The organism is Methanosarcina sp. 1.H.T.1A.1 (assembly GCF_000979295.1).
Taxonomy (GTDB): Archaea; Halobacteriota; Methanosarcinia; order Methanosarcinales; family Methanosarcinaceae; genus Methanosarcina.
In genome coordinates this window covers 1-5,621 of record NZ_JJQY01000132.1, presented here as the reverse complement: position 1 = coordinate 5,621, position 5,621 = coordinate 1, and the positions used below count along the sequence as shown (strand labels likewise).

4 protein-coding genes are annotated in these 5,621 nt (G+C 38.1%); 2 read left to right on the top strand and 2 right to left on the bottom strand.

Annotation, left to right across the window (positions count from 1 at the left end; all coding sequences use genetic code 11):
- A partial coding sequence (locus tag EO95_RS13210; RefSeq protein WP_048135338.1) for a PAS domain-containing protein occupies positions 1-1,172 on the bottom strand: 1,172 nt, incomplete at its 3' end.
- A gap of 955 nt (positions 1,173-2,127) precedes the next feature.
- On the opposite strand from EO95_RS13210, the gene EO95_RS13205 reads away from it, so the two are divergent.
- Together EO95_RS13205 and hmgA are read left to right on the top strand one after the other, a co-directional pair.
- A complete protein-coding gene (locus EO95_RS13205) occupies positions 2,128-2,496 on the top strand; it encodes a DsrE family protein (protein ID WP_048135337.1) in 369 nt (122 codons plus the stop codon).
- Between the two features lie 807 nt (positions 2,497-3,303).
- Positions 3,304-4,560: a hydroxymethylglutaryl-CoA reductase (NADPH) gene (gene hmgA, locus EO95_RS13200; RefSeq protein WP_048135335.1), complete on the top strand. Its 1,257-nt coding sequence runs from the start codon at positions 3,304-3,306 to the stop codon at positions 4,558-4,560.
- A 601-nt stretch (positions 4,561-5,161) separates the two neighbouring features.
- Here hmgA and EO95_RS13195 read toward each other — a convergent pair.
- On the bottom strand, positions 5,162-5,428 hold the full coding sequence (locus tag EO95_RS13195; protein ID WP_048135334.1) for a hypothetical protein: 267 nt from the start codon (positions 5,426-5,428) through the stop codon (positions 5,162-5,164).
- Between the last annotated feature and the right edge of the window lie 193 nt (positions 5,429-5,621).

Here is a 5,621-nt window from a genome sequence, read left to right as displayed (position 1 = left end):
GCTGTGCCTGCATGCCTCGAAAGGTTCTCGGAACCGGTTGCGATCTGTTCGGAGGCCGTTGAAATTTGCTGCATGCCCAGATTCATCTGGCCGACAGCTTCTTCTGACTGTTGAGCTTCTTCCAGGGTTGTGAGCATGTCTTCCAATATAGTTTCAATAACCGATTTCAGATTAATGACAAGCTTATTGAATTCGTCAAAGGTGTCACCAAAGTCGTCGTCCTTGATCTTCTCCAGATGAACATCAAGATCCCCCTCACTAATTCCTCTGATGCCCTCTCCAAGATCCTTCAGACAGTTGTTAGTATAATTTAAAAGATTCTCAATTTCCTTTTCTTTCTCCTTCATCTCTGTCATATCGGTAAAAACCGTGAGACTGCCGACAATGACACCAGCCTCATCTTTTATTGGGACAGCAGAACATATTACAAATTGCGTTTTGTCTGCACCTCTGAGTTTAACGGACCCTTCAATGTTATAGACACCTTCTCCAGTTTCCAACACATGTTCAGCAAGCGCTTTAGTTTTCCCAGTACCATGTACTAAAGTACTCCTTTCCACGATTTCAGAAGGTGACATCCCGACGATCTCATCCGAACTTTTAAGATTACATACTTCTGCGAAATAATCATTAAGATATTTTATCTTTCGAGATGAGTCTACAAAATATGCAAGTGATGGCTTGGGTATGCTATTAACAATCACCCTTTGAGATTCTTCTCGCCGTTTTACTTGCGGAGTTACATCTAAGAATACCCCATCAATATAACTGACGTTTCCGCCCTCATCTTTCATCGGATGAGCCTGTTCCTGAATAAATATTATATTACCGTCGGATTTTTTGATTCTGTATTCAGCCTGATAAGGAGTTTTGTTTTTCATCGCTTTCTGTACAATTTTATCGATAAGGGAAAGGTCCTCTGGAAGAATAATATCGGACCACGATAATTTTTGGGACATGAAATCCATTTTAGAATAACCGGTTAGTTCCTCTACACTTTTACTTATGTAATTTATAGCCCAGGAAGACTCACTCGAGACTCTGAAAACAGTTATTGGAAGGTTATCTATTAGCCAGCTTATTTCTTTTGATTTTAAATCCGCATCATTTATTAATTTTTTTAATGAGTCTTTTTGCATATGAGAGTCAATATCACTAACATTTGAAATCATATTTGAAAAATCTCCATAATATTTATATACAAACTGCATATATATTTATAATAAGTATATAAGTGTATAGGTGGAAGTAAAGCCCTTACAAGTTATGGCAGTTCATAACTACACAACTACAAAAACAAGTCTATGGGCATTGATTTTAACAAATAAAATCCGGACTGGTACTATATTACAATTGACTCTTCGCTCAAGTAGGAAAGATCAAAAATAATTGTATAGTTATGAAGTAACCATGCCAAAAAGAGAACAATCGAGATTGAATGCGATTTTCAACAACAAATGTTTTTAAATCTTATATATACTACTTTAATATTTAGGGAATGAATGTAAGGTAAAAACTTGAAACAGCAAAGAGCCGTACAATTAAAAGAAGCCGAATTCTATGGAAAAAATACTCCACCGGACTGAGAGATGCTCACCTTGACCCCATGGACCGTCTTTAAATACTAACATCATGAAGTGTCCCTCAATCTTGCCTGAAGGCACCTTCCAAAAAGAAAAAAAGAGTGAATTTCAGTTAGCCTTAATTCGGTTTTATACATACTTAAGATTCTTTCTGTTGTTTTTACTTTTCGAGCCAGGAATTGATTTCCTGCCATAAAAGCATCAACCATGTAAGGTAGATAACCAGCTTGTATTAAGACTTGATAACTTCAGCCAAATGGAATTTCAAAAAACTCGGGCTCTATAATCGGCCTTTTACATTATAAATTTTTTGAGGAGATCGTATTCAGATCTTATTATAGTTAAAAAGTAACTGCATGCTTCCAAGCTGCGATAGAATTATCTAAATAATTTACAGGTCTAAAGATCCTGTCATTTTCCGAAGGGATGAACAAAATTATTTAAATAAAGTAAAAAAATGTGTATACCCTTGTTTTCAATGTGAAACTTTATATACATCCAGGTAATCTGTTTCAGAAAAGTATTGTTCAGACCTGGGGTTCTTATGACAAAAGTCGAAAAGGTATTACTGCTACTCAAAAATATGGTGTACGAAAGCACCAGCCCGCAGGAAACTCTCAAGTTCGCGAAGTATTATAGAAGTAAAGGGCTCGACGTTCTGGTAATTCTGTGGGGACCTATGGGAGTATTGCTTGCAAAGAAAGATAAAACAAGAGGGTCACCCAAGTACGATGCCTCTGTTCAGGAATGCATCGAGATGGGAGTAGAATTCCGATGCTGTCAGCTTGCCTCAGATATGATCGGCCTTAAGAAGGAAGAATTGATCCCGGGAATTGAGTTTATTTGCTCAAAAGACGTGGCTGAACTTTTTCTGACGTACAGCGAGGAAAACCAGCTGATTATAAACTTCTGAATCTGGCAGTTTAGTCGAAAATCAACTTTAAAGAATGGTTAAAATTCCTTTAAAATATATTTTAAAATAATTATCTAAAGTTGTATTTTGATAACTGTCTTTTTAGATCACCTTTTTAGATCACCTTTTTAGATCACCTTTTTAGATCACCTTTTTAGAAATATTTTAAAATTTGATTAAAAACTATTGTTCCATTGTAATGAGATTTCTCTCAACGATCTAATTCTCGAATGTCCTGATCTTTGAGTGATCCACCGTTGAACAATTTAGCACTTTATCTCGGACCTCTCATTCAATATTATTTATACTATATTGGCTATTTTTTCATTAATTTTAAGGAATTTTATCTTCAGTTCGTACCGGGATACTTTATAGGATGCTTTATAGATGTTTTATAGATGCTTTATAGATGCTTTATAGATGCTTTATAGATGCTTTATATTAACCTGCAATATTCCGAAGATTTTATGCTTGAGATTACCGAGTGAACTACCATGTCAGGTACAGATTCTACAAATAATAACTGACAGGAAAAAATAATTATTAAGCTATTTTTGTAAACGGCTGCTACAAAACAGACAAGAATTTTTATGCTTTCCAATATATCTTGATTGATTTTGTGAGGTAGTCTGAAAACTACTTTTGAGGAATGAATTATATGCTAATATGCAGATATTTAAGGTAAAAATGGACCTTAATACAAAGGCCATATTCAAACGAGCAAAACATTCGAATTAGCGTATCTTACTGTAACACTATAAAATATTAATATTAAGTAAGAAAATAAAAATATCAACTGGTGGTTTCATGTTTTTAAAAGATTATGAACTTAGTGAGGAAGAAAAGCTTCTTTTACAGAAGGTTCTCGACGGAGATATAGCCTTTCGTAAGATTGAAGAGTTTGCAGACCCTTTAACAGCCGTAAAAATCCGGAGACTTGCCATTCAGGAGTACGCAAAACTCGAATTTGAACACATCCAGAACTTCTCTTTAGACGTGGAAACTGTAACAAAGAAGAATATTGAAAACATGATAGGGGCAGTTCAAATTCCTCTTGGGGTTGCCGGACTTCTGAAGGTAAACGGAGAATATGCGGACGCTGAATACTATATACCTCTGGCTACAACGGAAGGTGCCCTTGTTGCCAGTGTAAACCGCGGCTGTTCAGCCATCACAAAGTCAGGTGGGGCAAATGTCAGAGTTTTTGAAGATGAAATGACCAGGGCACCAGTCTTTAAGCTTGAGAGCCTCGACAGAACCAAAAAATTTTATGATTGGGTGAAGCGTCCTGAAATTTTTGAGCAGATGAAAGAAGTTGCTGAAAAGACGACCAGATTTGGAAAACTGCTCTCTGTAAAGCCCTTCGTGACCGGAACGTATGTTTATCTCAGGTTTTCCTATGACACAAAAGATGCAATGGGCATGAATATGGCAACCATAGCCACCGATGCAGTGATGCACCTCATAGAAGACGAGTTTGGCGCACATCCTGTTACCCTTTCGGGAAATATGTGCACTGACAAAAAACCTGCATCCATAAGTACCATTCTTGGGAGAGGAAAGACTGTAGTTGCCGAAGTAACCATTCCTGAAGAGGTAGTCGAAAAAACCCTCAAGTGTACTCCAGAATCAATGTTTGAAGTAAATTACAGTAAAAACCTGCTTGGTTCGGCAAGAGCAGGAGCCATGGGATTTAATGCCCATGCTGCAAACATTATCGCTGCCGTTTACCTGGCCTGCGGGCAGGATGCGGCCCATGTTGTCGAAGGCAGCACCGCAATTACGAGTATGGAACTTACAAAATATGGGGAGATTCACTGTTCTGTCACCCTGCCAGCCCTTCCTGTAGGTACAGTCGGAGGAGGCACTGGCCTTGGAACCCAGAGAGATTGCCTGAACATACTTGGTGTGGCGGGAGCAGGAGATGTCCCCGGGATAAATTCCAGAAAGTTTGCAGAGATTGTAGCCTCTGCCGTACTTGCAGGAGAAATTTCCCTTATAGGAGCACAGGCTGCCGGACACCTCGCCCGCGCACATGCCCAGCTCGGTCGTGGAAAATTCTAAAGCTGCGAAATGAAAAATACAGAGAAAAACTTAGTCCGATAGGGAAAACTTAGTCCGATCCGCTCAGGAAAATAAAAACATACTCTGACTCTGCACTAAAGCAAGAAATCCCCTTCCTTAATGAAAGCAGCAGGGAGGGGAGTTACATTTTTCGTTTTGCTTACCGCTTTAGAGATTCAGGTTACTTCTTAAGGTCTTCAGGCTACTTTTCAAAACTCAGGTGACCTTTTAAGTAATTCAGGTCACGATTAAGCATTTCAACTATTTTTGGTAAAAGGGTTATTTCCGAAATATTATACTTTAGAATATTATTAAATTTTTATTCAAAGTAGAAATGCTTATCATGATGTGAATTTATAAGCTTGATATGGAGGCAGGCATGAGCAATCCAGTGGATATTCTGGCCTGTGCGGTCACTTCAATAATTTGTTTTTTTATATTATACACTGTACTTCAGTCGGATATACTTATACTGGGGATTGTTTTGATAGGCTGTATTCTTTTGGGGAAGCTACTTTACCTGTTTTAAAAAATTGAATATCTGAGTTTTTCCAGCCGGGACAATTACCGTATTTTCATCTTTTATTCACTTTTGTGTATCTCACTCCTGTCGATTATCTCCACCAATCTCATTTTCATCGATCTTTGCCCCGGGCAGTTCTCTCCCGATTACTTCATCTTCACTTTCCTCTTCGTTTTCAATAACATAATCACTCATCGTGAGAAAAACGATCCCGATAGTCACTGTAACCAGGCCCAGAATTTTGTGAACCGTAAACAAAACAGCTCCCAGGAAGATCAGGGGAAACCCCAGTAAAACGCCCCTACCTTTAATAAAAAAATTTTTTACTGCCTCTATAATTGCCATTTTAACTGATTCTCCTTGCAAACCGCCTTACCTGTACTTTCTTCTTTACATCCCGGAGTTCACGAATAATTTTGCGTCACAGTTCCAGAAGAGTATCGGTTCTTTCCTTATTTCCCCAATGTATGACTATCCCTGTACCTGTCTCTTATACACATCTGACGCTGCCGACGAATAGAGAGGTGTAGATCTCGGT

Coding starts and splice junctions, on each gene's coding strand:
- EO95_RS13205 (WP_048135337.1), top strand. CDS start 2,128: ATGACAAAAGTCGAAAAGGTATTACTGCTACTCAAAAATATGGTGTAC.
- hmgA (WP_048135335.1), top strand. CDS start 3,304: ATGTTTTTAAAAGATTATGAACTTAGTGAGGAAGAAAAGCTTCTTTTA.
- EO95_RS13195 (WP_048135334.1), bottom strand. CDS start 5,428: ATGGCAATTATAGAGGCAGTAAAAAATTTTTTTATTAAAGGTAGGGGC.